Here is a 25,599-nt window from a genome sequence, read left to right on the forward strand (position 1 = left end):
GATGTCCGACACCCATCGGTCCTTCGACGCGGAAGCCCTGCGCCACGCGCTCGCCGGGCGCCGGTTCGCCACCCAGGTGACCGCACAGGACGCGGCCGTGCGCGACCATCTCGTCCACCGCACCCCCGTGTTGCCCGGTGTCTTCCACCTCGACCTGGTCCTGCGGCTGATCCGCCACCTGGGCGTCGACCCGGCCCTCGTGGAGCTCAGACGCTGTGTGTTCATCCGCCCGCTGATCGCGGTCGGAGAACTCGACCGCCAGCTGGAGGTCACGGCCGGCGAGCCCGGCCCGCGCGGCGGAGTGCCGGTCACGGTCCGCAGCCGTCCGCTGCTGGGCGGCGAGGTCGCCGACGAGAGATGGCAGACCAACTTCCAGGCGGAGATCCACGTCGTGGGTCCCTGGCAGCCACGGCCGGTGCCCGCCGGACGGCTGGAGGCCGCCTCGGGACCGGGCTCACTGGACGCGGACGACCTCTACGCGCTCGCCCGCCAGCTGGACATCGAACACGGCCCGTTCATGAAGGTGCAGGGCCGGGTCGGCGCCGGTGACGGCTTCTCGGTCGCCGACGTCCGCCTGGACCCGAGCGCGGCCGGGGCAATCGAGCACTTCCACGTCCATCCCGTGTTCATGGACTTCTCGGTGCTGGTTCCGTTCCTGCAGTTCCCGGAACCGGTACGCCGCAGCATCGTCCAGCCGTTCATTCCGATCTACGTCGACTCCTTCCGCGCGCGCCGCTCCCTGCAGGCCCGCACGTTGGTGCACTCACCGCGGCTGCCGAACCTCCACGTCGACGACAGCACCCAGGCCGTCGTCGCGGACATCGACCTGTGCACCCCGGACGGGGAGGTCGCGGTCCGCCTCACCGGCTACCGGGCGAAGCGGGTGCGCAGCACGGAGGACATCCGCAAACACGCCGAGGAAGGCGAGCGGCTCGCGGCGACGAAGGCGGCACGGAAGGAAGTGCCGGCGGCCGGTGAGGACGCCCGGCAGCCCGGTGCGTCCTCCGCGCCCGCGGGCGGCCTGACGGCCCTGGTCACCAGGCTGATCGCCGAGCAGACCGGCAACCCGGCCACCACCGTCCACCCCGACCAGAACTTCTACGACGAACTCGGCCTCACCTCCGTCGACCTCCTCACCATCGCCGGAAAACTCGAAACCGCACTGAACACCGAGCTCTACCCCACCCTCCTCTTCGAACACCCCACCATCAGCCAACTCGTCGACCACCTCCACGGCAAAGGCACCCACACCCCCACCGACACCGCACCCACCGCACAGACGCCGACAACCCCCGCCGCACAGACACCGATAGCCCTGCCTGCGCCCCGGGCCGGTTCCGAGCCCCCGGCCGCGCCGGGTGACACCCCCATCGCGATCGTCGGCGTGGCCGGCCGCTACCCGGGCGCACGGACGCTCGACGAGTTCTGGGAGGTGCTGCGCACCGGCCGGGACTGCCTGAGCGACGTACCGGCCGAGCGCTGGGACGTGGACGCCTGGTACGCGCCGGAACCGCGCACGGCGGGACGCTCGTACCTCACGCGCGGCGGTTTCATCGACGACGTCGACCGGTTCGACGCGCTGTTCTTCAACGTCCCGCCCCAGCAGGCGAAGCTGATGGACCCGCATGAGCGGCAGTTCCTGGAGGTGGCCTGGTCCGCGCTGGAGGACGCCGGATACACGCCGGAGTCCCTCTCGGCTGCGGCCCGCGGCCCCGTGGGGGTGTTCGCCGGCTCCATGTGGGCGGACTACCACCTCCACGGCCTGGACAGCGTCCGGGCTGACGGCACCGATGTGGCGCTGAGCTGGCTCGGCGGCATCCCCAACCGGGTCAGCCACGCGTTCGACTTCCGTGGTCCCAGCGTCCTGGTGGACACCGCCTGCTCATCCTCGCTGACGGCCCTGCACCAGGCGTGCGAGGCGATCCGCCGCGGCGAGTGCCGGGCCGCGCTGGTGGGCGGCGTCAGCCTGTCACTGCATCCGTACAAGTATGTCCGCTCGGCGGCCAACGGCCTGCTGGCGAAGGACGGCACCAGCCGTCCCTTCGGCGCCGACGCCTCGGGATACGTCCCGGCGGACGGCGCGGGCGCGCTCGTCGTGCGCCCCCTCGCCGAGGCCGAGGCGGACGGCGACCGGATCCTCGCCGTCGTACGCGGATCTGCCGTGAACCACACCGGCCGCACCCCCGGCTACACGATCACCAGCCTGGAGGCGCAGGGCAGGGTGGTCGGGGAAGCCCTGGCTCGCGCCGGTGTCCCGGCCTCCACCGTGACACTGCTGGAGGCGCACGGTGCGGCGACCGCACTGGGGGACCAGCTGGAGGTCGATGCGCTGACGCGGACCTTCCGCAGGGAGACGGATGCGCGCGGCTTCTGCGCCATCGGCTCGGTGAAGGCGAACATAGGCCACACGGAGGCCGCCGCCGGCCTGGCATCGCTGACCAAGATCCTGCTGTGCCTGCGCCACCGCACCCTGGTGCCGATGCCGCACTCGGAGCGCCCCAACCCCGCCATCGACTTCGCCGCGTCCCCGTTCCGGCTGGTTCGCGCCGAGGAGCCCTGGACACCGGTCACCGATCCGGCGACCGGGCGTGCGGCGCCGCTGCGCGCGGCGGTCAGCGCGTTCGGTTTCGGCGGCGCCAACGCTCATGTCGTCCTGGAGGAGTACGCGCCCGCGCAGTCCCCGCCCGCCGAGCCGGAGACGTCCCCGACCCACCAGGTCGTCGCGCTGTCGGCCCGCACCGGCGAGCAGCTGACGCGCCGGGCGGCCGAGCTGGCGGACGCGCTGCGCGACCGGCCCGCCCCCCGGCTCGCCGACGTCGCGCACACTCTCGCGGTGGGCCGGCGCCATCTGGGCGAGCGGCTCGCGCTCGTCGTCACCTCGACCGCGGAACTGGCCGAGGCGCTGGACGCCTTCACGGCCGGCCGTACGCCGGCGGTACCCCACTTCCGCGGCACGGCTCGGCGAGCCGTCACCGGTGTGCGGCCTTCCTCGGAGCCCCCGGAGGCTGTCGCCGAGGCATGGGCCGGCGGCACGGCCGACGCGCTCGCCCCGGTCCCGGGCGGGCGGCGCATCGCACTGCCCACCTACCCGTTCGGCGGTGAGCGGCACTGGATCGCCCCCGTCGGCGGGCCGCAGGCGACTCCTCCGGCCCCTTCGCCGGCTCCGGAACCGGAACCGGAGCCGGAGCCGGGCGCACGCCCCGGCCCGACGGTCGCCGCCCCCGGTGCGGGTACCGTTCCGCTGCAGGATCTCACCAAGGTCATGCTGTACGAACCCGCCTGGGCGGCACGCCCGGCACCGCACCCCGGCGTGGTGCTCGACGGTGAGACGGTCCTGGTCCTCGACACCTCCGACGCGCGCTGCTCGGCCCTGCGCAGCCGGGTCCGCCCGGTACTCGTCACACCGGGCAGCGGTTTCGCCCGGCTGTCCGCCGACCACTTCACGATCACCCCGGACTCCCTGGAGGACCACAAGGCCCTCCGCGGGACTCTGGAGCAGGAGGGACGCGTGCCGAGCGCGCTCCTGCACCTGTGGCACCTGGACGGGGCGGAACCGGGCGGTGATCCCGGCCGGCCGACCGGACTGCTGTCGGTGTACGCGCTGTGCCAGGCCTGGGCCGTGGGCCGCCGCACCGCCCTGCCCGTCGTCCACGCCTACCACTCCCCCGTGGAGAGCCCGCCGGACGCCTGCGTGGGCGGGCTGGCCCGGGGTCTGCGCCTGGAACAGCCCAAGCTGCCGCTGAGCACCGTCCGGTTCGCCGCACCGCAGAACGATCCGCGATGCACGGCCGACGCACTGCTCGCGGAGGCCTCCGCGCCCGGTGACCTCGAGGTCCGCCACACGGTGGCCGGAGCCCGGGAGGTGCGCGGGTTCGCCCCGACCCGTGCGCTGCCCGCCGGCACACCGCTGGCCCGCCCCGGCGGCACCTACCTGATCAGCGGCGGCACCGGGGGCATCGCCCGCCATGTCGCCCGGCACATGGCACGCGCGGCACAGCCGGACATCGTGCTGTTCGGCCGCTCGCCCGAGTCAGAGGCGCAGCGGGAGTTCCTCGCCGAACTCGTCGCGCTGGGCTCCCGGGCCGCGTACGTCCAGGCCGACGTGACCCGGTTGGACGACGTACGGCGGCTGGTGACGACCTCGGAGGAGCGGTTCGGCACCGTCACCGGCGTGATCCACACCGCGGGCGTGGTCGAGGACGCCCTGCTGATCAACAAGGGGGCGGACTCCGTTCGCCGGGTGCTGGCGCCCAAGCTCGCCGGCGCCCGGAACCTGGATCTGGCGACCGCCGATCGTCCGCTGGACTACCTGGTGCTGTTCTCGTCCACCTCAGCCGTCCTCGGCTCGATCGGCACCACCGACTACACCGCCGCCAACGCCTACCTGGACTCGTTCGCGGCCCGGCGTGAGGAACTGGTGGTCCGGGGCGAGCGCAGCGGGCGCAGTGTCTCGGTCAACTGGCCGCTGTGGGACGAGGGCGGCATGCGCATCAACCCGGCCGTGGAGGCACAGGTACTGGAGAGCACCGGGCTGGTGCCGCTGAAGACGGCTCACGGCCTGGCCGCGCTGAGAGCCGGTCTCACCCACGACGGGCCGCAGCTGGCGGTCTTCGAGGGCGACCGCGCCAAGGTGGAGCGGCTGCTCTCGGTCATCTGGCCCGAACGTGAGCGCACGGCCGTACCGCCCCGGCCCTCCCCCGGCGGCCCCGACCCCACGGACACCGAGGTCGCCGCCGAGCTGGAAGCCATGATCGCCGAGACGGTGACAGGAGTGCTGCCGCAGACCGCCGGGCTGTCCGGAGAACTGGCCGACTGGACCTTCATGGAGCTGGGCCTGTCCTCGGTCGACGTGGTGACCCTCGGTACCCGGCTGGGGCGCCAGCTGGGCGTCGAGATCGTGCCCACCGTCTTCTTCCGGTACACCCGCATACCCGAGCTGGCGGCCCACCTCGCCGACGAGCACGGCGACGCGGTACGCGCCTGGTACAGGTCGTTCCGGGGCGGGGCGCCGGGGGCGGGCCGGGCCGGCACGCCGACCACCGGGAGCACCACGCACACCGGGTCCGGGGACGACGCGCCCCCGTCCGCCGTTACGGTGGCCGAACCCGCCCCGCTGCCGGATCGGTCCGACCGCGACATCGCCGTGATCGGTGTCGCGGGCCGCTTCCCGGGCGCGGCCGGCGTCCAGGAGTTCTGGCAGGCGCTGCTCGCCGGACGCGACCTCGTCCGCGACGTGCCGGCCGACCGCTGGGACCACACCGGGTACCTGGACTCGGAGGGCGCTGCCGGAACCACCGAGTGCCCGGCCGGCGGCTTCGTCGACGACGTGAGCCGGTTCGACGCCGCGTTCTTCGGTATCCCCCGCGCCGAGGCCGAGGCCATGGACCCGCAGCTGCGCCTCCTGCTCGAGGTCATGTACGGCGCGGCGGAGGACGCGGCCGTGCTGCCCGCGCTCCGCGGCAGCGACACCGGTGTCTTCGTCGGCGAGTGCTTCCGTGACTACGAGGGCGAGATGATCGCCCGGGGACGCAGACCCGGCCCGTACGACGCGACCGGCATCGCCACCACAATGGCGGCCAACCGCCCCTCGCACTACTTCGACCTGTCGGGGCCCAGCCTGACCGTCGACACCGCCTGCTCCTCGTCGCTGCACGCGCTGCAGCTGGCGGTGGAGTCGCTGCGTCGCGGCGAGTGCTCCATGGCCTTCGCCGCCGGCGCCAATCTGATGCTCAGCCCGCGTCACTACCTGTCGCTGTCCGGTACGGGCGCCCTGTCGCCCAGCGGCCGCTGCCACGCCTTCGACGAGCGGGCCGACGGCTACGTCCCGGCGGAGGCGGTCGCCGCGGTCCTGCTCAAGCCGCTGTCCGCGGCGCTCGCCGACGGGGACCCGATCCGGGCCGTCGTGAAGGGGGCCGCGGTCGGCCATGGCGGCCACGCGGGCGCCGTCACCGCTCCGAACCCGCAACGGCAGACCGAGCTCATCGAGCGCGCCTGGCGCGATGCCGGTGTCCCGGTGCACACGATGGGCCTGCTGGAGGCACACGGCACCGGCACCAGGCTCGGCGACCCCATCGAGATCGAGGGGGTGCGCGGTGCGCTCACCGGCCGTCCCGCAGGCTCTCCGCCCATCCTCGTCGGGACCGCCAAAGCCCATCTGGGGCATGCCGAGGGCGCCGCGGGCGTCGTCGGCGTCGTCAAGGCGGTGCTGTCCCTGCAGCACGGCCGGATCCCGGCGATGCCCGACTTCCGCGAGGCCAACCCCTACCTGGATCTGAACGGCGGCCCGCTGACGATTCCCATGCGGACCGTCGACTGGCCGGACCGGCCGGGTGTGCCGCGCCGGGCGGGCGTGAGCTCCTTCGGCTTCGGCGGTGCCAACGCCCACGTCGTCCTGGAGGAGGCGCCGCACCGCACCCGCCCGCAGTGGGACGGCACCCGCAGCCTGGTCGTGCCGTTCTCCGCCGCCTCCGCCAAGGACCTGTCGGAGGTGCTGCACCGGCAGCGCACTGCCCTCGACACGCGACCGGACCTCGCGGCTGTGGCCGCGACGCTCCAGCAGGGCCGCGATGCGCTGCCCGCCCGGGTCGCGGTGGTCGCCGCAACGGACCGTGAGCTGCGCACGGAACTGGACACGTTGCTTGCCGACGCCGTCGTGGCCGGAACAGTCCGTGTGGCACCCGGCTCCGACACCGGGGCCGTGGCAGCCGCGCGGCGGTGGGCGGCCGGGGAGTCCGTGGCCTGGACAGCGGACAACGGCGGCGGCGCCGCGCCACGGCTGAATCTGCCCGGGCGTCCGTTCCGGGGGGAACGCTACTGGCTGCGTGAAGCCGAGGAGAGCACCGCACTCACACCCGCGCCCGCCCCCGCAGCACGGACGCCGGTCGGTGCCGCGCCCGGCGCGACGGGTCCGACAGCCCGCGCCCTGTCCTCCGCCCGGACCTTCATGAACGCCTCCGGATACGACGCCGTCGGTGTGCGCCGCGGCCTCGAGCGGCTGGGCGCCGTCGGCTCACGCTTCGCCGCGCTGTCGGTGCGTGAGCACCTGGGCGTCAGCGGCGAGCTGTCCGGCGCCGATGTCCTCGCCGGACTCCCGGCCGTGGAGCCGTACGAGCGCTACGTGGCCCGGCTTGCGGACGTGGTGAGCACCGCGCCGCGTCCGCTGCCCGACGCGGCTGCCGAACGTGCCCTCATCGAGCAGGAGCTCACGGATCTGGTGCTCGACCACCCGGAGGTGTGTGACCTCGTGGCGCTGGCCCGGGCCGTGATCCCGCACATCCCGCGCGTCGTGACGGGCGGCATCCCGGCGCTCGAACTGTACTTCGGAGGAGAGATCGCCGACCTGCTCATCCGCGTCTACCACGGCAATGCCATCGCCGACCACTACAACGCCACGGTCGCGCACCTCGCCGACGGCTATGTGCGCGAGCGCCTGGCACTGAATCCCGGTCGACCGGTACGGATCCTGGAAGTCGGCGCGGGCACGGGAGGCACCACGGTTCCGGTCCTGGACCGGCTGGCCGGGCACGGTTCCGGGGTCGAGTACACCTTCACCGACATCTCCTCCTCCTACTTCCGCCAGGCACGCCGGAGGTTCGCCGACACGGGCGTGCCGATGGTGTTCACCCCGTTCGACCTGGAGGGCGACCCCGCGTCGCAGGGCCTCCGGGAGGGCGCCTACGACCTGCTCATCGCGTCCAACGTGGTCCACGCGACGGCGGACGTAACCCGCTCCGCGGCCCATCTGCGGCGGCTACTGGCCGACGGCGGGTTGCTGCTCCTGAACGAGATCACCTCCAACATCGACTACCAGTTCCTGCTGTTCGGAATGATCCCGAGCTGGTGGACGTGCCGGGACACCGAGCGGATGCCGGGTGCCCCGCTGCTTGCGCAGGAGCGCTGGCAGGAGATCCTGAAGCGGGCCGGTTTCACCGAGAGCTGGGTGCAGACCCATGACAACGGCGTGCCGGACGAGGACGACCAGTGCGTGATCGTGGCCCGCGCGGAGGACGGTGCACCACGCCCCGCCGACGACGCGGCGGCAACCCGGGCGTCCGGACAGCAGTCGCCGTCGGCGGTTCCCGCCGAGCCCACCGCTCCGACGGGCGATCCGGTCACCCCCGAGGCCTCGGTGCGCACCCACGTGCGGGAGGTCGTCGCCTCTTTCCTGTCCGTCCCGGCGGACACGGTCGACGACGACACCTCGTTCACCGATCTGGGTGTCGACTCGCTCGGCACCATCCAGCTGGTGCGGGAGCTTGAGGAGGACTTCGGGAAGCTGCCCAAGGTCCTGCTCTACGAGGCCGGTACGGTCGCCGCGCTCGCCCGGGAACTCACGGCCCGCGCGCCGGAGGCATGCGCTCGTCTGGCACGGGAGGCGGCGCCCGCGTCCGTCCAGCGATCCGCCGTCCCCGCCGCACCGGCGCCCGCCCCGGACGCTTCGTCCGCGGCGGCCGAGCCCGCCGTACAGGGTGACCCCGTCGCCGTCGTCGGCATGGCGGTCCGCGTGCCGGGTGCGCGCACCACGGACGAGCTGTGGCGGAACCTGCTGGCAGGCACCGACCACATGACCGAGATCCCGGCGGACCGCTGGGACTGGCGCCCGCTGCTCGGCGACCCGCACCGTGAACCGGGCAAGACCAACAGCAGGTGGGGTGCCTTCGTCGACGGGGTCACCGAGTTCGACGCCGAGTTCTTCGGGATCTCCGGGCGCGAGGCCGAGGTGATGGATCCGCAGCAGCGGCTGATGCTGCAGACCGCGTGGCATGCGGTGGAGGACGCCGGGCACGCCCCGTCATCACTGCACGGCACCGACACCGGTGTGTTCGTCGGCGCCACATCGCACGACTACACGGCGCACCTGGCCCGGGTCGGCCGCTACCGGGAGCCGTACTCCGTCAACGGCAACGCCAAGACGGTGCTGGCGAACCGCATCTCGTTCGAGCTCGGCCTGCACGGGCCCAGCGAGGCCGTCGACACGGCCTGCTCCAGCTCCCTGACCGCGCTGCACCGTGCGGTGCGGGCCATCGAGGCCGGCGAGTGCCGGGCCGCCCTCGTCGGCGGAGTGCATCTGCTGCTGACGCCCGACATGTACGTCGCACTGGGCCAGATGGGCGCCCTGTCCCCCGACGGCAAGTGCCACGCCTTCGACCGGTCCGCGAACGGTTTCAGCCGGGGCGAAGGAGTCGTCGCGCTGTACCTCAAGCCGCTGTCCCGGGCGCTGGCCGACGGCGACACCGTGCACGCGCTGGTGCGCGGCAGCGGTGTCAACCACGGCGGCCGGGCCCGGTCACTGCCGGTTCCCAATCCGGCCGCGCAGGCCGCGCTGATCTCCCGGGTGCTGCGGGACTCGGACACCGATCCGCACACCGTCGGCTACGTCGAGGCTCACGGCACCGGCACGGAGGTGGGCGACCCGATCGAACTGCGCGGTCTGCGCAAGGCGTTCGCCGAGCGCGCGGGGATCGGCGAGGACGACCGGGTGGACGCCTGGTGCGCGGTGGGCTCCATCAAGTCCAACATGGGCCACCTGGAGGCCGCCGCCGGCCTGGCCGGCGTTGTCAAGGCCGTACTGGCCCTGCGTCACGGGCTGATTCCGCCCAGCATCCACTTCCACGAGGCCAACCCGCTCCTCGACCTCGACGGCAGCCCGTTCCGCATCGCCGACCGGTGTGAGGAGTGGGCCGCGCCCCTCGACGAGCAGGGCAGGCCGCTGCCGCGCAGGGCCGCGGTGAGCTCCATGGGGTTCGGGGGTTCCAACGCCCACGTGGTCTTGGAGGAGTACCCCGAGCACGCCCCACGCACCGCGGCCCCCGCCCCCGGATCCGGCCGGCCGGAGCTGTTCGTACTGTCGGCGCGGACCGAGGACCGGCTGGTGGAGGCGGCGCGGGCGCTGGTGGACCGGCTCGACGGCGACCGGACCGTGACGGCGGCCGAAGTGGCACACACCCTGCGCGTCGGGCGGGACGCCATGGAGTGCCGGCTGGCCGTGGTCGCCGAGGACCTGGCCGGATTCGTCACGGCGCTGCGCTCGTACGTGGCCGGCCGCCCCGCCGGCAGCCTTCTCACCGGCCGGGCCCGGACCACCGGACCGGCCGCGGTGCCCACCGACGACCCTCATGCGCTGGGCCACCGGTGGGTGGAGGGCGGGGCCGGAGCCGAAGCGCTCGTGGCGCTCACCACGCCGGGTGTGCGGCGCGTGGGGCTGCCGGGCTATCCGTTCGCGCCCACGCGCTTCTGGGCGGAGGCCGACAGCCGTGCCGAACGGCCCGCGCCCGCGGCACGGGACGACAACGCCCCGCAGGAACTGATCGCCCTGCTCGATGCCCTGAGCAAGGGCGAACTGACCGTTGACGACGTGGACCTGAGCCTGGTCCGGAACGACGGGATGGAACGATGACACCGAACACCGAAACGGTCCGCCGACTCGTCCTCGAGCGCGTGCGCGCGGGACAGCTCGATCCGGCCGTGGCCGCCCGGCTCCTCGCCCGTGCGGGAGCCTCCACGCCCGAGGCCACCGACGGTGAGCTCGTCGGCTACAGCCCCTGCTGGGAGCCGGCTACCGCACACCCGGCTGCTCGGCCCGCCGTCGCCGCCCGGGATGTGCTGCTGGTCGTGGACGGTGACCGCCCGGGCCTTCCGGCCGGGGTGCGGGTCGTCCGGGTGGGACAGGACCTCGACGACGACACCGCGTCGTGGACGGCCTACCTGAACACCCTGCGCGGGCGGGGCTCGGCACCCCGCGGTCTCGTCTTCGACCTGCCGTCCGAAACCGTCCGGCCAGGCCGGGCTCTCGAGCTCGTGCTCCCCGCACTGCGCGCACTGATCGCCGCCCCGGAGACGGGTGCGACGTCCATCGCGTTCCTCGTCACCGGCCGAGCGCGCCCCGAACTGGCCCCCGCGCTCGGCGCGCTAGCGCAGGTCGCGAACGCCGAGGACCGCCGGCTGCGGGCCGTAGCGGTCGAGGTCCACGAGTTGCCTGCGTGGGCCGGGAGTCCCTTCCATGTCGCCCTGGCCGAGCTGTCCGCGGCCCGGCCGGGACTCGCCGAGGTGCGCCACGGCGCCGAGGGCCGCCAGGTGCGGGTCCTGCGTCCCTCCGGCCCGGCCGTCCGGAGGACGGAATCCGTGTTCCGCGACGGCGGCCGGTACCTGGTCACCGGTGGCGCCAAGGGCATCGGCCTGCGCCTTGCGGCGCTGCTCGCCCGCGATCACCGGGCCCGGCTGGTGCTGACGGGTCGCTCCCGGCCGGACGAGGCGCAGCTGGCCGAGTTCCGCCGCCTTGAACAGGCCGGTGCCCGCGTGGTCTACGTACGCGGGGACATCACCCGCTACGAGGACGCGCGGGAGGCGGTCGACACCGCCCGCCGCGAGTTCGGCGGTCTGGACGGTGTGCTGCACTCTGCGGGCCTGAACGAGGACGCCTACCTGGTGAACAAGGACCCCGGCTCCGCCCGCCGGGTGCTGTCGGTGAAGCTCGACGGCGCGGCGCATCTGGACCGGGCCACCTCGGACCTGCCGCTCGACTTCTTCGTGCTGTTCTCCTCGACGTCGGCCTACTTCGGCGCCCCGGGGCAGGCCGACTACGCCGCCGCCAACCGTGCGATGGGCGCGCTCGCCGCCACCCGGGCCCGGCGTGCGGCGTCAGGTTCGCCGCACGGTGCCTCGGTGGCGGTCGCCTGGCCGCTGTGGGCGGAGGGCGGCATGGAGATCTCCGAGGCGAACCGGTCGGTGCTCAGGGAGATGCAGGGCATGCTCGCGATGCCCACCGACGTGGGCCTGCGCGCCCTGTCGGACGCGATCGCCGCCGCAGACCCCGAGCCCCTCGTGGTGTACGGGCAGCCGCAGCGGATCGATGCCTGGATCACCAGGGTGAACGCCGAGGAAGCCGCGGTGGACGCGGGACCGGCTGCCGGCCAGGGGCCGACGTCCGCAGCGAGCGCCGAGGACCTGCTCCATGCCGCGGAGTCCTATCTGCTGGACCTCGTCACCGAGGCGGCCAGACTGCCCGCCGGGCGGCTCCGCGCCGACCAGGAGTTCTCCACCTTCGGTATCGACTCGATCCTCATCAAGAAGCTCACCGCCGTCCTGGAGGACCGTTTCGGTGAGCTCCCCGTCACGCTCCTCTTCGAGTACCGGACCGTCGCCGAACTGGCCCGCTTCCTCGCGGACCGGCGGGCGGACGCCCTGCGCTCGGTGCTCGGCCTCGACGACGACCGCGCGCCGGAGTCCGCCGCGCCCACGAACGCGACTCCGGCGGCCGCGCCGGGCACGGAACGCTCCACTGCGGGCACTGGCCGTGGTGGCGGCGGTCAACTCGCCGGAGGTCTGCCCCACGACCGGGCGATCGCCGTCGTGGGCATCGGCGGCCGCTATCCGGGCGGTGCGGACCTCGCTCAGTTCTGGGAGTCGCTGTCCGCCGGCGCCGACCTGATCGGTGAGATTCCCGGGGACCGGTGGGACAATTCCCGGTATCTGGCCGCCGAGCGCGGAGCACCCGGCGCGATCACCGGCAAGTGGGGCGGCTTCCTCGACGACGTGGCCCGCTTCGACCCGCTGTTCTTCGCCATCTCCCCGGGTGAGGCTGCCAAGCTCGACCCCAATGAGCGGATCTTCCTGGAGGTCGCCTGGGCCGCTCTGGAGCACGCCGGGTACTCGCGGCGCAGACTGCACGAGACCACCCGCACCGGCGACATCCACTCCGTGGGGGTCTTCGTCGGGGTGACGGGCTCCCAGTACGGGCTGGTCGGCGCAGAGCAGTGGGGGCGCGGGAACAGGGTGTTCGCCCACTCCATGGACTACTCGATCGCCAACCGGCTCAGCTACGTCCTCGACGTGCACGGACCCAGCATGGTTCTCGACACGGCGTGCTCCGGCTCCCTGACCGCACTGCACCTGGCCTGCCGCAGCCTGCTGTCGGGCGAGACGAAGACGGCGATCGCCGGCGGGGTCAACGTCAACATCCATCCGATCAAGTACGCGACGCTCACCGACATGCGGCTGCTGGCCTCCGACGGCCGCTGCCGGGCGTTCGGGGAGGGCGGCGACGGCTTCGTACCGGGCGAGGGCGCGGGAGCGCTGATCCTCAAGAGGCTGTCCGACGCCCTCGCCGACGGCGACCGCGTCCACGCCGTCGTCCGCGGCACCGCCGTGAACCACGGCGGACGCAGCAACGGCTACACCGTGCCCGCTCCGCGTGCCCAGGGCGCGGTCGTCGCCGAGGCGCTGCGTGCCGCCCGCGTCGACGCGCGCACCGTCACGTACGTCGAGGCCCACGGCACCGGCACCGCCCTGGGCGATCCGGTCGAGGTCGAGGGTCTGAAGCGGGCGTTCGCCGAGTACACCGACGACACCGGCTTCTGCGCGATCGGGTCGGTGAAGTCCAACGTCGGACACCTGGAGGCGGCGGCCGGCGTGTGCGGCGTCACCAAGGTGGTGCTGCAGTTCGCACACCGCACCCTCGTCCCGACGCTGCACAGCGACCCGGTCAACCCCAAGCTGAACCTCCAGGCCACGCCCTTCCGTCCGCAGCGGGCCACCGAGCCCTGGCGGACACCGGAGGGAGTGCCCCGCCGTGCCGCGGTCAGCTCCTTCGGTGCCGGCGGCGCCAACGGCCACGTGGTCCTGGAGGAGTGGACCGGCCCGCAGGGCTCCCCGGACGACGGTCTGCCGTATGCGGTGGGCCTGTCGGCGCGGACACCGGAGCAGTTGCGCCGGGTCGCCGAGCGGCTCGTCACGGATCTCACCCGTGACGGGGACCGTTCCCTGCGCGACATCGCCTTCACCCTCCTGACGGGCCGCGACGAGTGGGACCACCGGCTGGCGGTCGTTGCCGCCTCGGTGGAGGAGCTGAACCGCCTGCTGCGCAGCCACCTCGCCGGTGAGACGGCAGCGACCGTCCGCACCGGCCGCGCGTCCCAGGCCGAACCGCCCGGGAACGTGCGGCGGTTGCTGGCCGAGCGCCGCTGGGAGGAGCTGGCCGACGCCTGGGTCGCGGGCGCGCGTGTCGACTGGCGGGAGGCGTTCCGCGACGGCCCGCTTCCCGTCCCGGTGCCGCTGCCGTCCTATCCCTTCGGCGGCAGGCGCTACTGGGTGGACCTGGTCGACGGACCGGCTCCCGGCGAGGCTCCGCAGGAGCCGCTGGTGCTCCGCCGCACCGACCCGGTGGTCCGCGACCACACCGTCCTCGGTCGGCCCGTGGTCGCCGGAGTGGTTCAGCTGGGGCTGGCCCGCACCGCGGCTCGCCTCACCGACGTGCCCGTGGTGTTCGAGAACGTGCGCTGGCGGGTTCCGCTGGAGGTCGAAGGCGGCGAACTCGCGGTGGCGGTCCGCTTCGGGAGCGACGGTACGGCCTACGAAGTGCGGGATCCGACCACGGGGACCGTGCACTCCACCGGCACGCTGGCCGGGGGCGGGGCGGAACCGCTCGGCCGCATCGACGTCGGCGCGGTACGCGCCCGCTGCCCGCACCGCGCCGACGCCACCGAGGTGTACGGTCGGGCGGAGGCTGCGGGACTGTGCTACGGGCCGCTGTTCCGCGGGCTCGCCACCCTGTACCGCGGGGACGGCGAGGCACTGGCGGAGCTGCGCCAGCCGGAAGCCGACGCGCCGGCGTGGGCGGTGGAGGCCGCCATGACGGACAGCGCCCTGCACGCCGTACAGGGAGTCCTGCCCGAGGACGAGGACAGGGCCGTCCTGCCCGCCTCGGTGTCCCGGATCACCGTCGGGGGCCTGGCCAGGGAGGCACGTTACGCCCGGGCCGAGCTCGTCGCGCTGGACGCGGGACGCGGCACCGCACGGGTGAACGTCGCCCTGGCCGCTGCCGACGGGACCGTGCTGGCCCGCTTCGAAGGGCTGCGCGTCGCGCGTCCGGTCACCCGGTCCGAGCCGGCGGCGCGGGCGGCGAACACCCGGCGGCCGGAGGAGGCCGTGCCGCTGTACCGTCCCGTATGGCGCCCGGTGCCCGTCGAGCAGCCGACCGAGCCGCCGGACGGCGGCCCGGTCCTCGTCCTGGGCACCGCGCACGACCACGGCCTGGGCACCGCACTGACCGAGCACCACCGTGCGGCCGGGCATCCGGTCCGGCACGTGCTGCTGGAGGACATCGCGCCCTCGGCCCGGGCCTACGGCCGGATCCTGACGGAGGCCGGCGCCCCGGGCACCATCTGGTTCCTCGGCGGCGTGGAGGAGCGGCTGTACTCGGCCGACGACCTGGAACAGCTCGACACGGCAATCGACCGGGGCCCTGTCGCCCTCTTCCACCTGTTCAAGGCCCTGGACACGCAGCGCGCCCGGGCCGGTACGCGCCTGCACGTGGTGACGTCCGGCACGCAGCAGACCGACCCGGCCCTGCCGGTACGCAACCCGTTCGCCGCCGGCCTGCCGGGACTCGTCGCCTCCGCCTCCCGTGAGCTGGGCTTCCTCTCCCTCAGCTGCGTCGACGTCGCCCGTGAGGACCTGCTGCGGGCCGCCCGGCTCGGCGACTGGGCCACGCTCGTGACGCAGTTGGCCCAGGAGCCTGCCGCCCGTCCGGCGCACCCGGCCGCCCTGGTCGGCGGAGTGCGGTACGCACAGATACTCGAGCGCATCGACGTCCGCGCCGTCGGCGGCGCAGAGCCGCCGCTGCGTCAGGGCGGCCGCTACCTGGTCACGGGGGGCGCCGGCGGCCTGGGCACGGTCGTCGCCGAGCACCTGGCCCAGGAGTACGGCGCCCGCGTCCTGCTCACCGGCCGCCGGCCGCCGGAGCAGTTGTCCGAGCGGGTGCGGGCCCTGCTGTCGGCCCGGCCCGGCCAGGTCGTCTACGTCTCCGCCGACGTCACCGACGAGGCCGGCCTGCGCTCGGCCGTGGCGCGGATGCGCGACGCCTGGGGCGGCGTGGACGGCGTCGTGCACTCCGCGTTCGTCCTCAACGACCGCACGCTGTCACGGATGGACGAGGAAACGCTGCGCTCGTCGTTCGGCCCGAAGGCGTACGGCACGGTCGTACTGCACCGCGTTCTGGCCGACGAACCGCTCGACTTCTTCGCCGTGTTCTCGTCCGCGATCTCGCACAACGGCAACGCGGGGCAGGCCAACTACTCCGCCGCCTCCACACTCCAGGACGCCTACGGCCGCTTCCTGGCCGCCCGCCTGAACCGGCCCGTGCACGTCTTCAACTGGGGCCTGTGGGGGGAGAGCGGATCGGTCGCCACCGAGGACTACCGCACTCAGGTCGCTGCCCGGCTCGGTGTCGAACCGATCAGCGATGCTGCAGGCCTCGAAGCGTTCCGGCAGGTGCTCACCGGGCCGGCCGTGCAGGTCGCCCCGGTCCGGATCGCCGGTCGGGGTGACGAGCCCGTGCGCGGCCCGCTCGCCGTCTCCCGCGGGGCGTCCGAGGCGGTGCGCGTGGCCGAGGCGACGGCACGCGGGCGGGCCGCCGACGACGCACGGCTGACCGGTGCGCGGTTCTTCGACGCGCTGGAACCGTACGCCCGCCTGCTGCTGCGCGACGCCTTCCTCGGCCACGGCGGCTGGCCGGAGCCGGGCACCACCGTGACGCGGGAGGACCTCATCCTCCGCCTGGGCGTCGAGCCCGTCCAGGAGCGGCTGCTGGACGCCGCGCTGTTCGCCCTGACCCGCGGTGGGCACCTCGTCCGGAACACGGACGGGACCCTGACGGTGCCCACCGGCGAGCCCGAGGTGCCGGACCCGGCCGCCACCGCTGCCCTGCACGACCGGCTGGTCTCGGAGTATCCGCACGCCACCGCACTGGCCGAGCTGCTGCGCGAGTGCACCGAGGCGCTGCCGGAGGTGCTCTGCGGTCGGCGCGGCGGTCTGTCGGTGCTCTTCCCGGGCGGCAGTGACCACAAGGTGGCACCGCTCTACCACGACGACCCGCGCTCGGAGCACTTCAACGCCGTCTGCGCCGCCGCCGTCGCCGCCTACGCCGGCCGTCGGCTGGAGGAAGGGGCGGGTCGGCTGCGATTGCTGGAGGTCGGCGCGGGGACCGGAGGCACCAGCCGCCCTGTCCTCGATGCGCTGCAGCCGTTCGGCGACCGCTTCGACTACGCGTTCACGGACCTGTCCCCCGGTCTGGTGCGCAAGGCCCGCGAGCGGTTCTCCGGTGCGTATCCGCAGGCGCGCTTCTCGGTCCTCGACATTACGCGCGATCCGGTGGCGCAAGGATTCGAGGAGGGCGCGTACGACGTGGTCCTGGCGGCAAACGTCCTGCATGCCACGCCCGACGTGCGCCACAACGTACGCGCGGCGGCGCGGCTGCTGCGCCCCGGCGGGCTGCTGGTGGTCAACGAGGGCACGCGTGTCCTGGACGCCGTCACCATGATCTTCGGTCTGACCGATGGCTGGTGGGCGTACGACGACGCGGAGCTGCGGCAGGCCCACTCACCGCTGCTGACGCCCGGCTCCTGGCGGTCGGTCCTGCTGGACGCGGGGCTGCGCGGGGTACGGGTCGTCGGAACGCCGGGGCCGGACGACGCGGCCGCCGGCCAACACGTGCTGCTGGCCGAGCGCGACGAGTGGCCCGTGCCGGAGCCGTGCCTTCCGGAACCGGCCGGACGTCCGACGACCCCGGAGCTGGAGCCGGAGCCGGAGCCGGATTCGGCGGCCGTCCCGCCTCAGGCACCCCCGCGGGACCTGTCGCAGGTCGCGACGGACTATCTCACACGCGTCTTCGCCGACGTCCTCAAACTCGAGGAGGGCGAGTTCGACCCGGTGGCACCACTGTCGTCGTACGGCACCGACTCCCTCGTCGGCATGGAGGTCGCCGACCGCATCGAGGCGGACCTCGGGCCCATCCCGCGCTCGGTCCCCTTCGAGTCGACATCCCTGAGCGGCGTCGTCGAGGCCCTCCTGAACGACCCGGCGCAGCCGCTGGCCCGCCTGGTCGACTCCAGCACGCCGACGGTTCCCACCCGGCGCCGGGCCGAGGCCGCACAGCCGACGCCGCCTCCCGCGTCCCCGGCGGCTGGCACGGGCAAGGAGCTGCGGGCGGCCGACGGGGATCCCGTCGCGATCGTCGGTGTCTCCGGCCGGTTCCCGGGTGCCGACACGCTCGACGCCCTGTGGGAGCACCTGTGCGAGGAACGGCGCGCTGTCACGGAGGTTCCCGGTGAGAGGTGGGATCCGGAAGGCGCGGACCCCACGGGCCGCTGGGGCGCCTTCCTCGACGGCGTGGAGGCGTTCGACCCGCTGCTGTTCCGGATGTCCCCCCGGGATGCCGAACGCACCGACCCGCAGGAGCGGCTGTTCCTGGAGGCAGTCTGGACCGCGCTGGAGGACGCGGGGGCGACTCGCGCGCAGTTGGAGCGGTCCGCCCGCACCACGGCCGGCACCGGCGTCGGTGTGTTCGTCGGCCTGATGCACAACCCCTACCAGGTGCTGGCCGCCGAACTGCGCGGCGCGGGCTCCGACGCCCACGCGCACTCCTTCCACTGGTCCGTGGCCAACCGCGCCTCGCACACCTTCGGGTTCACCGGTCCGAGCCTGGCCGTCGACACCGCGTGCTCGTCGGCTCTGACGGCGCTGCACCTGGCGTGCGAGGCCGTACGGCACGGCGACTGCGGCGCGGCCGTGGCCGGCGGGGTGAACCTGCTCCTCGACCCGTCCCACCACACCGCTCTCGCGGCGATGAAGATGCTCTCGCCGGACGGACACAGCCGCTCCTTCGACCGGGACGCCGACGGCATGGTGCCCGGCGAGGGCGTGGGCGCGGTGGTCCTCAAGCCGCTCTCGGCGGCCCTGCGGGACGGCGACCGCGTCCACGGGCTGGTGCTCGGCTCCGCGGTCAACGCCAACGGCACGACCGAGAGCATGGTCACGCCCAGCGCCGAAGCCCAGGAGGAACTGCTTCGACGGGCCCTCGCCCGCGCCGGGGTCGGTCCGGAGGCGGTGCACTACGTGGAGGCGCAGGCGACGGGATCGTCCCTGGCCGATCCGGTCGAGGCCACTGTACTGGCCAGGGTGTTCGGCGGACACGGCACGGCCGTCGGGTCCGTCAAGCCGTCACTCGGGCATCTGGAGGCGGCGTCGGGAATGGCGCAGCTGGCCAAGGTGCTGCTCCAGATGCGGCACGGCGAGCTGAGCGCCACGCTCGACTGCGTCCAGCCCGTCGACGTGTTCGACGGGCGCACCCTGCGCCTGGTGCGCGGGCGGGAGCCGTGGCCGGCCGACGTGCCCCCGGAGAAACGCGTCGCGGCTGTCAGTTCGTTCGGTGCCGGAGGCGCCAACGCTCACGTCCTGCTGGCCGGCCCACCGGCTCCGGCGCGGGCGGCCACCCCGCAGGACGGACCGCGTCTGGTGCTCCTGTCGGCCCGCCGCAAGGAGCAGTTGCACCTGCTCACAAGGCGGTTGCGGGACCACCTGGCAGCGCTGGGCGACGCCGCTCCGGCACTGGCGGACGTGGCGCGCACGCTGGCGGCGGGACGGCAGCCGCTCGGCCGGAGGCTGGCCGTCGTGGCACACGACATCCGGGAGCTCGTGTCCCTGCTGGGCCGCCATCTGGCCGGTGAGGACATGCCGTCGGTTCACACGGGGCACGCGCCCGCCGACGCGGACGCGGAGTTCACCGTCCCCGCCGACGAGGAAAAAACCCTGAACGAGGCCGCGGCGGCCTGGGTGCGCGGCGCGCGGCTGGCCGGTGCCGATACGGCGCTGGGTCTCGCCGACGGACGGATCGTGTCACTTCCCGGCTACCCCTTCGCCCGGACCGTGCACCGCCTGCCCGCGGAGACGGCGGCCCGGGCCGCCGAACCGGTCGGCGCGGCGGACTTCGCGGAGACGGCGGCCCCCCGCTCGCCGGCCACCGACCGCCCGACGCACGTACCGGCTCCCGCCGCCGTGCCTTTGGCCCGGCAGCCCGAGAAGACCTCAGACCTGGAGGAGAACCACGTGTCACAGACTATCGGCCACCCCGCGCCCGAAGCCGTGGAGCACATACGGACGACCGTGGTGGACGCGGTAGCGGCGGTGCTGGGGGTGGGCCCCGAGGACATAGGCCTGGACGAACACCTGAGCGACTTCGGCTTCGACTCGGTGACGGTCATCGAGCTGGCCGACCGGGTCAACGCCGCACTCGACACCGGCCTCAGCCCGGCCGACCTGTACGGCTTCCGCAACGTCGCCGCGCTGGTGGACGCGCTGGCCGGACAGGCCGCCCCCGTGGCACCCGCCGCGCCGGAGCCGGCTCCCCCGGTGGAGGCGGTGGTCCGGCCGGCGACTTCCCCGCACCGGACGCACCCGGGTGGGGAGCCGGCGGCCCTGCCCCGCCTGGCGCCCGAGTTCCCGGCTGACGGCCGGGAGCCTGTCGCCATCGTCGGCATGGCCGGTTCCTTCCCCGGTTCGCCAGACCTGCGGACCTACTGGGCCAACCTGCTCGCCGGGCGCGACCTGGTCGGCGAGATCCCCGCGGAGCGTTTCGACTGGCGCGACATCTACGGCGACCCGCGGACCGATCCGGACAAGGTCCCCTCTCGCTGGGGCGGATTCGTGGCCGACGCCGACCGGTTCGACCCGGATTTCTTCCGCATCTCGCCGCGTGAGGCGAAGCTGATGGACCCGCAGCACCGGCTGTTCCTGCAGACCGTGTGGCGGACCGTCGAGGACGCGGGCCACGACCCCGATTCCCTGGCCGGCAGCGACACCGGTGTGTTCGTCGGCTGCGGCTCCACCGAGTACGCGACCCTGCTGCTGCGGTCCGGCGTCGAGATCGACGGCCAGCTGGCCACCGGCAACGCGCACAGCGTCCTCGCCAACCGCGTCTCGTTCCTGCTGGACCTGCGCGGTCCGAGCGAGCCGGTGGACACCGCCTGCTCCTCCAGCCTGGTCGCGGTGCACCGGGCGGTTCGGGCGATCCAGGACGGCGAGTGCTCGGCGGCCATCGCCGGCGGGGTGAACCTGACCCTGACCCCCACCGGCTACCTGGCTTTCGGCAAGTCGGGCATGCTCGCCGCGGACGGGCACTGCAAGACCTTCGACCACCGTGCCGACGGCTACGTGCGCGGCGAGGGTGTCGGTGCGGTTCTCCTCAAGCCCCTGTCGGCGGCGCTGCGCGACGGTGACACGGTGTACGCGCTGATCCGCGGCACGGCCGTCAACCACGGCGGCCGCGCGGCGTCGCTGACCGCCCCCAACTCCGAGTCACAGGCGGCCGTCGTCACCGCGGCACACCGGCACGGCGGCACGGACGCCTCGCTCGTCGGCTATGTGGAGGCGCACGGCACCGGCACGGCACTGGGCGACCCCGTGGAACTGAACGGCCTCACCCGGGCGTTCCGTGAGCTGGGAGTGGCCCGGGACAAGGGTCAGTTCATCGGGCTCGGCAGCGTCAAGACCAACGTCGGGCATCTGGAGACGGCAGCGGGCATCGCCGGCCTCATCAAGACCGTGTTGGCGATCCGCCACCGCATGCTCCCGCCGACCCTGCACATCGAGCGGCCCAATCCCCTGCTGAACCTGGCGGACAGCCCCTTCCACCTGATCGGCTCGGCCCATCCCTGGGACCGCCCGCGCACCACCTCGGGGGCCGAGGCACCGCGACTGGCCGGGGTGAGCTCGTTCGGCTTCGGCGGGGTCAACGCCCACGTGGTCGTCGAGGAGTTCGTGGACCCGCGTCCGGCCACGGGCCACTGCGGGGTGCCGCAGCTCTTCGTCCTCAGTGCCCGGACCGACGAGCGGTTGAAGGACTACGCGACGCTGTTCGCCGACCACCTCGACCGGGCGGTGGTGGGGGGCGGCGCAGCCGTCGACGGTCACGCGCTCGCCCGCACGCTCCAGAGCGGGCGCCCCGCGCTGGAGCGCCGGCTGGCCGTGGTGGCCGGCTCGGTGGCCGAACTGGCCACCGCACTCCGGGCGTTCGCATCCGGTGAGCAGTGCGGCACCACGCTTCACTCGACCCCGGCCACACCGGACCGCACCGCCTCCGGCCTGCTCGACCAGGACGACCGGGACCGGGTGCTGGAACTCGCGAGGGCCGGCGATCTCGGCAAGGCGGCGGCGCTGTGGGTGCGGGGCGCGGACATCGACTGGTCGGTGCTGCACGACGGCACGCCGTGGCGCAGACTCGCCGGCCTGCCGACCTACCCGTTCGCCCGTGAGCGGCACTGGCTGCCCCCGGTTCCGTCCCGGAAACCGGTCACTTCCGGCGGTGCCCAGGTCCCCGCGGCGCCGTCGGCCGCCCCCGCCCCGGTCACGCCGGTCCCCCACCCCGCTCCGCCGCCGGCTCCCTCCGTGGCCGCTGCCCGGGCGAACGGCGCTGCTCCGTACAACGGCACCGCACCCGTCGGCGAAAGTACGCCGGTGCCCACGACGCCCTCCCGGCCCGCGGCACCGTCCCTTCCCGCACAGCCGACGTCCGCCACGGCGACCGGTGCCGCGGGCACCTCGTCGGGCGAGCGGACGTCCGGGACCGACGGCGACGGCGGCCTGGCCGCACAGGTGCGCGTTCTGCTCGCCGAGGGCATCGGCCTGGCGCCGGAAGCGGTGGACCCCGAGCGCGACCTGGCCGCGTACGGCGTCGACTCGATCTCCGCCCTGCGGATCATGCAGCGGCTGCAGGCGGCGTTCGGCGACCACATCCCGATGGCGGCGATCTTCGAGTGCACCACACTCAACAGCCTGGTCCAGCACCTCGTCGACGAGTACGGCGTCTTGCCCGACGGCACCTCCGGCGTCCTGCCGGCCTCATCCGGCGGCCCGGCGGAGACGGTCGGCGAGCCTGCCGCCGGGCCGGAGACGGCCGTCGTCCCTTTCGGCGGTGACGCCCCGGGCGCCCCCCTGTACGGACTGCCCGGCGCCACCGGCGAACTGACCTGGCTGCTGCACCTCCGTGCCTGGCTCGGTGCCGAAGGACCGGTCCGCGGCGTCGAGTTCACCTCGCCCGCGCCGCATGACACCAACAACGGGCACGGCTTGACCGAGCTCGCCGAAGCCTGCGCCCGCACCATCACCGCGGACCGCCCGCAGGGCCCGTACCGGCTGGCCGGGCACTCGGTCGCCGCCCGCCTCGCGGTCGAAACCGCCCGCATCCTCTCCGACGTCGGTCACGAGGTCACCCAACTGGTCCTGCTGGACGCGCCCGAGCCGGACACGGCCCACGCCGAGGACGCCGTGGCCGATGTGCGGGCCGTGGCGGAGCAGTTCGCCGCCGTGTGGTCGGGCAGGCCGCTGACCGCGACCGGTACCTGGCCGGACCGCGGATCGGCGCTCCGGTCGGCCGCGGAGTCCCTCTCGGCGCTGCCCGGGATCCCGCTGCGCGGCACGGATCTCGCCGAGCGGCTGGCCTTCGCGGCCGGCTGGCGGGGCGCGCTGCGCCGGGCGGCCGGAGACACCGCGGTGCGCCCGCTGCCCCTCGCCGGCCGTACCGCCGTGCTGGCCTCCCCGGACGCCCGGTCCTGGGACCGGGCACTGGTACCGCCGCCGGTCCTGCTGGATCCGGTGCCAGCGCCCGGCGGAACCGTGTCCCGCGAGGGAGCGGCCCACCTGGCCGCGCGCGGCACCGTGGCGGCCGGCGGGCCACCGGCGCGCCCGGAGATCACCGACCGTGAGATCCGCACCACGTCCGCGGAGGACCGTCACTTCCTGGTACCGATCAACCGCAGCGGCGACAAGACGCCGTCGTTCTGGGTGCACCACCTCTTCGGCGACGTCAGCTACTGCATATACCTGTCGCGCTACCTCGGCATGGACCACCCGCTGTACGGCCTGGAGCAGCTCGATTCGGATCTGAGGTTCACCGAGTTCGAGTCCATCGAGGCCATGGCGGCCCGGTACGTCGCGGAGATCTGCGAGGAGCACCCCGACGGTCCCTACGTGCTCGGCGGCGCCTCCTTCGGCGGCATCCTCGCCTTCGAGATGGCGCGCCAGCTCGTGGAGGCGGGCCGGGAGGTGGCGCACCTGTACCTGGTGGACGCGCTGCTGCCGGGCACCGGCGCCTGGAACGGCGTCGACAACACGGTGATCACCGAAGAGAACCAGGACGCGGTGACGCTGATGCTGATCGGCAACTCGGCCTCCCAGCTGTGGAAGGCCGACCCGACGCTGACCATCAACGAGTTGATGGGGCTGGGCAGTGACGAGGCCATCGACCACGTCACACGGCACATCGTCGAGGGCTCACCTGCCCAGCTCGCGCCGGACGAGGTCCACCGCCTGGTCCGCACCCGCTTCGCCCTCCTCGACCTCAACGGCAAGTTGCTGCTGGAGTACGAGGCCCGCCCGTTCGCCCGCCCGGTGCCGACGACGGTGTTCCACGCGACCAAGGGCTTCTCGGCCGCCGAGAACCCGTACGGCATGCCTGCCATCGGCCGGGACGACTCCGACACCACCAACGGGCTCGGCTCGCTCGCCGGGGACGACGTGACCGTCCACGATCTGGACGCGGACCACTTCACGATCGTCCTCGAGGACAACCTGCGCGCCATCGCCGAGGTCGTGACCCGCACCCTGCCCGCCCTCACTCCGAACGGACCGCGCTCATGACCGACTTCAGCGTGTACTTCTTCTCCTCCAACGACCGCAACGGCTTCGGGGACCGGTACCGGTTCATCCTCGACGTCGCCCGGTACATCGACGACAGGGGTTTCAAGGCCATCTGGACTCCGGAGCGGCACTTCCAGGAGTTCGGCGGCAGCTTCCCCAACCCCTCCGTGTTCAGCGCCGCCCTGGCCGCCACGACGGAGAACCTCCATCTGCGGGCCGGCAGCGTCGTCCTGCCGCACCACCATCCGGTGCGGGTCGCCGAGGAGTGGGCACTGGTCGACCAGCTCTCCGGCGGGCGCGTCGGCATCTGCCTGGCCACCGGCTGGCACAAGGGAGACTTCGTCTTCCATCCCGACCTGTACGACACGCGCCGCGAGTACACCTTCGGTCACATCGAGACGCTGCGCGCGCTGTGGCGCGGGGAGCAGGTCGCCTTCCCCGGCCCGGACGGGCAGACCCTGAAGGTGCGCACCTATCCGCGGCCCCACCAGCCGGAGCTGCCGCTGTGGCTGGTGCACACCTCCAACCCCCAGACCTGGCTGCAGGCCGGCCGCTCCGGCCTCAACATCCTGACCCTGCTGGACAGCTGGGAGCGCCTGGAGGAGAACGTCTCGGCCTACCGCAAGGCCCGGGCCGAGGCCGGTCTCGACCCGGCGTCCGGCATCGTCACGGTCGGCCTGCACACGTTCGTCGGCGACGACGAGGCGGAGGTGAAGCGGATCGTGCACGATCCCGTCCGCAGCTACCTCTCCTCGTTCGTCGCTCAGAAGCGCAACGACGCCGCCGTGGACGGCGAGTCCCCGACGATGAGCGACGCCGAGCAGAAGGCGCTCGTCGACATCGCGGCGGAGGACTTCTACCAGCGCCGCTCCCTGCTCGGCACACCCGACAAGTGCGCGCGGGTGGTGCAACGGCTCGGCGACATCGGGGTCGGTGAGATCGCCTGTCTGATCGACTTCGGGGTGCCGTTCGACACGGTGCTGGGCATGCTGCCCACGCTCGACGAGCTGCGGGCCCGGTTCGCCGCGCCCGCGTCGGCTCCCGCCCCGACGGCGCCCCCGGAACCCGACGACGCCCTGTCCTGGTACTACGCCCGTCCGTGACACCCGTCCCGGTCCGGTGCCGGCGGCCTCC

Annotated in this window: 3 protein-coding genes; all 3 read left to right on the forward strand. The window is 73.6% G+C overall.

Going from position 1 to position 25,599, the window contains the following annotated elements; translation table 11 throughout:
* Position 1 precedes the first annotated feature (1 nt).
* Genes V1L54_RS13310 through V1L54_RS13320 form a run of 3 tightly spaced genes read left to right on the forward strand, consistent with a single transcriptional unit; the run spans position 2 to position 25,568 of the window.
* A complete protein-coding gene (locus V1L54_RS13310) occupies positions 2-10,396 on the forward strand; it encodes an SDR family NAD(P)-dependent oxidoreductase (protein ID WP_330118183.1) in 10,395 nt (3,464 codons plus the stop codon).
* Positions 10,393-24,465 (forward strand): SDR family NAD(P)-dependent oxidoreductase, encoded by a 14,073-nt coding sequence (locus V1L54_RS13315; RefSeq protein ID WP_330118184.1) that lies wholly within the window; start codon positions 10,393-10,395, stop codon positions 24,463-24,465. Before V1L54_RS13310 ends, V1L54_RS13315 begins: the two co-directional genes overlap by 4 nt.
* Entirely contained in the window at positions 24,462-25,568 is a 1,107-nt protein-coding gene (locus V1L54_RS13320) for a MupA/Atu3671 family FMN-dependent luciferase-like monooxygenase (protein WP_330118185.1), read from the forward strand. The genes V1L54_RS13315 and V1L54_RS13320 overlap by 4 nt, the downstream gene beginning before the upstream one ends.
* The last annotated feature ends 31 nt before the right edge of the window (positions 25,569-25,599 follow it).

The sequence above is a fragment of the Streptomyces rubellus genome (assembly GCF_036323805.1).
Taxonomy (GTDB): domain Bacteria; phylum Actinomycetota; class Actinomycetes; order Streptomycetales; family Streptomycetaceae; genus Streptomyces.

Coding starts and splice junctions, on each gene's coding strand:
- V1L54_RS13310 (WP_330118183.1), top strand. CDS start 2: ATGTCCGACACCCATCGGTCCTTCGACGCGGAAGCCCTGCGCCACGCG.
- V1L54_RS13315 (WP_330118184.1), top strand. CDS start 10,393: ATGACACCGAACACCGAAACGGTCCGCCGACTCGTCCTCGAGCGCGTG.
- V1L54_RS13320 (WP_330118185.1), top strand. CDS start 24,462: ATGACCGACTTCAGCGTGTACTTCTTCTCCTCCAACGACCGCAACGGC.